This window comes from Sphingopyxis sp. GW821-FHT12F08, assembly GCF_058806755.1.
Genome location: NZ_JBXAQA010000014.1, coordinates 1 through 2,441, shown reverse-complemented (window position 1 = coordinate 2,441; position 2,441 = coordinate 1). Strand labels below are relative to the sequence as shown.

General features: G+C 67.0%; 2 protein-coding genes. Both read right to left on the bottom strand.

Annotated features, from left to right (window positions below; all coding sequences use genetic code 11):
* Nucleotides 1-138 precede the first annotated feature (138 nt).
* The gene (locus tag AC1RNQ_RS21430; RefSeq protein WP_493174547.1) at nt 139-1,269 is read right to left on the bottom strand and encodes a zinc-binding dehydrogenase; all 1,131 of its coding nucleotides are present in this window, start codon (nt 1,267-1,269) and stop codon (nt 139-141) included.
* 329 nt (nt 1,270-1,598) lie between these two features.
* Nucleotides 1,599-2,348 carry a 3'(2'),5'-bisphosphate nucleotidase CysQ gene (locus AC1RNQ_RS21425; RefSeq protein ID WP_493174545.1) on the bottom strand — a complete coding sequence of 250 codons (750 nt, stop codon included), beginning with the start codon at nt 2,346-2,348 and terminating at the stop codon, nt 1,599-1,601.
* Nucleotides 2,349-2,441 lie beyond the last annotated feature (93 nt).

The following is a 2,441-nucleotide window of genomic DNA, read 5'->3' as shown; positions in this document are numbered from 1 at the left end:
GCATGGTGGAGGGGTCGAGGCCTTGGGCGTCGGCGCTTCAGTCGGCCACCCCTCCACCACCGCCTGTGGCGGCGGTCCCCCTCCCCATCGCTTCGCGACAGGGAGGATTATTGTGGCCGCTAACGCCCGCAACCAGCCCTACGGCCGGATCAGATATTTCTCACCGGTTCGCTTCGCATTATACGCATGCGCGGTGTCGAGGTTCAGCGCCTCGGTCAGCGAGATTTCGTGGCTGTAGTGGCTCTTGAAGGTCGTGGTCAGCTCGTCGACGACGCGCTGGCGCATCCGCCCGACGACCTCCCAGCCCGCCTTCTGCAAGAAGGGGGTGAGCAGGAAGCCGCCGAGCCCCCAGGTCAGCCCGAAGCTGCGGTTCAGAACCGTCGGCCCCAGGTCGAGCGCGCCGTAGATATAGACCTGCTTGTAGCTGTCCGAGCCATAGCGGCTGTAGCTCGTCATGCGCTTGACCGCCGCGACCTCCATAGCCGCGAGGATCTGCCCCGCGAGCTTGCCGCCGCCGATCGCGTCGAAGCCGAGCGTCGCCTCGGTCGCGACGATCGCGTCGACGAGCCGGTCCTGGAAATCATCGGCGCTGCTGTTGACGATATGCGTCGCGCCAATGCCTTTGAGGATTTCGATCTGCGCGTCGCTGCGCACGATATTGACGAGCGGGATGCCGTCCTTGGCGCAGATCTTGACGAGCATCTGGCCGAGGTTCGACGCCGCGGCGGTGTGGACCAGCGCGCTGTGCCCCTCGGCGCGCATCGTCTCGGTAAAGGCCAGCGAGGTGAGCGGGTTGACGAAGCAGGAGGCACCATCGGCGGCATCGGTGCCTTCGGGCAACGCCATCGTCATCTGGACGGGCAGGCAGCGATATTCGGCGTACATCTCGCCGCCAAGCAGCGCGACGGTCTTGCCGAGCAAAGCCTGCGCTTCGGGCGAAGCGCCCGCCTTGACGACCAGCCCGCAGCCTTCGTTGCCGATCGCCAGCGCATCGCCGACGCGGCCGGTCATGGCGCGCATGCCCGGCGGGGGCACGTCGGCGGTGATCACGGGCAGCCCGCCGCGGGTCGAGGCGCGCGCGGTCGACATGTCGGCGCCGCCGAACAGCAGGCCGAGGTCCGAGGGGTTGATCGGGGTCGCGAGGACCTTGACCAGCACCTCGTGCGGCTGCGGCTCGGGCATCGGGCGGCGCTCGAAATAGACCTCGAGCTGGCCCTGGGGCTTCACCAGCGTCAGCATCACGAGGTTGGTGTCAGGCAAGTCGGTCATGGCGCGTCTCCCGGTAGATTGGTTTTACAGTGCAACCTAAATAGGCGGAGGATGCGAGGCTGGCAATCGCGAAGCTTGGCGAGAGGTGATGTCTTTGGGGAAGAGCAGGCCTCGTTCATCCCCTCCTCTTCAGAGGAGGGGCAGAGAGACTTGGTCCGGCGCAGCTGGGCCTTTAGTCGAACGGGGTGGTGGCCGAAGGTTTACGCCATGCCACAGACCACCACCCCGCTGCGACTAACGAACAAGTTCGTAAGTCTCACACCCCCTCCTCTGAAGAGGAGGGGCTTAGGATGACCGCTACCGCCCGAAGCCGGCCACCCACGTGTTCGCTACTCCGCCCCAAACTCCCCCGCCAGCCGCAGCACTTCATCCGCAAACTCCGCCCGGCAAATCAGCAGGTCGGGCAGATAGGGATTTTCGCAATTATACACCAAGGGCGACCCGTCGGCGCGGCTGACGTGCAGCCCCGCCGCCGCCGCGACCGCCGCGGGCGCGCAATTGTCCCACTCGTACTGGCCGCCGGTGTGGAGATAGATGTCGGCCTCGCCGCGCACGACCGCCATCGCCTTGGCGCCCGCCGAGCCCATGCCGACGAGCTCGGCGCCGATCTTTTCGGCGACGAACAGAGCCTCGGCGGCGGGGCGCGTGCGGCTGACGAGCATGCGGGGCGGCACATTGGCGGCGCCGAGCGGCCAGGGGTTGGCCGAACTCAAGGTGACGCCCAGTCCCGGTAGCGCAACCGCGCCGACCGTCGGCACGCCGCCCACCGCGAGCGCGACATGCACCGCCCAGTCGCTGCGGCCCTCACCATATTCGCGCGTCCCGTCGAGCGGATCGACCACCCAGCAGCGCGCGAAGGAACAGCGGGTGATGCTGTCCTTTTCCTCCTCGGAGAGGATCGCGTCGTCGGGGCGTGCGGCGCGCAGTTCGCGCATCAGCATGTCATTGGCCTGCGCGTCGCCGGCCTTGCCGAGGTCCTTGCCCTCGAGTCCGCTGGTCGCGCGCAGCTCGATCAAAATCTGCCCCGCCGCCGCCGCCAGCCGCTCGGCGAGCGCTTCATCGCTTTCAAAATCCATCATTTATCCCAGCAGGCGATCGACGATGAGGTCGGCGGCATCTTCGGGGGTCATGGCGGTGGTATCGATGCGGACTTCGGCGTCTTCGGGTGCTTC

What these genes read in the sequence shown, in the direction of transcription:
- AC1RNQ_RS21425 (WP_493174545.1), bottom strand. Translation starts at nt 2,348, where the DNA reads ATGATGGATTTTGAAAGCGATGAAGCGCTCGCCGAGCGGCTGGCGGCG.
- AC1RNQ_RS21430 (WP_493174547.1), bottom strand. Translation starts at nt 1,269, where the DNA reads ATGACCGACTTGCCTGACACCAACCTCGTGATGCTGACGCTGGTGAAG.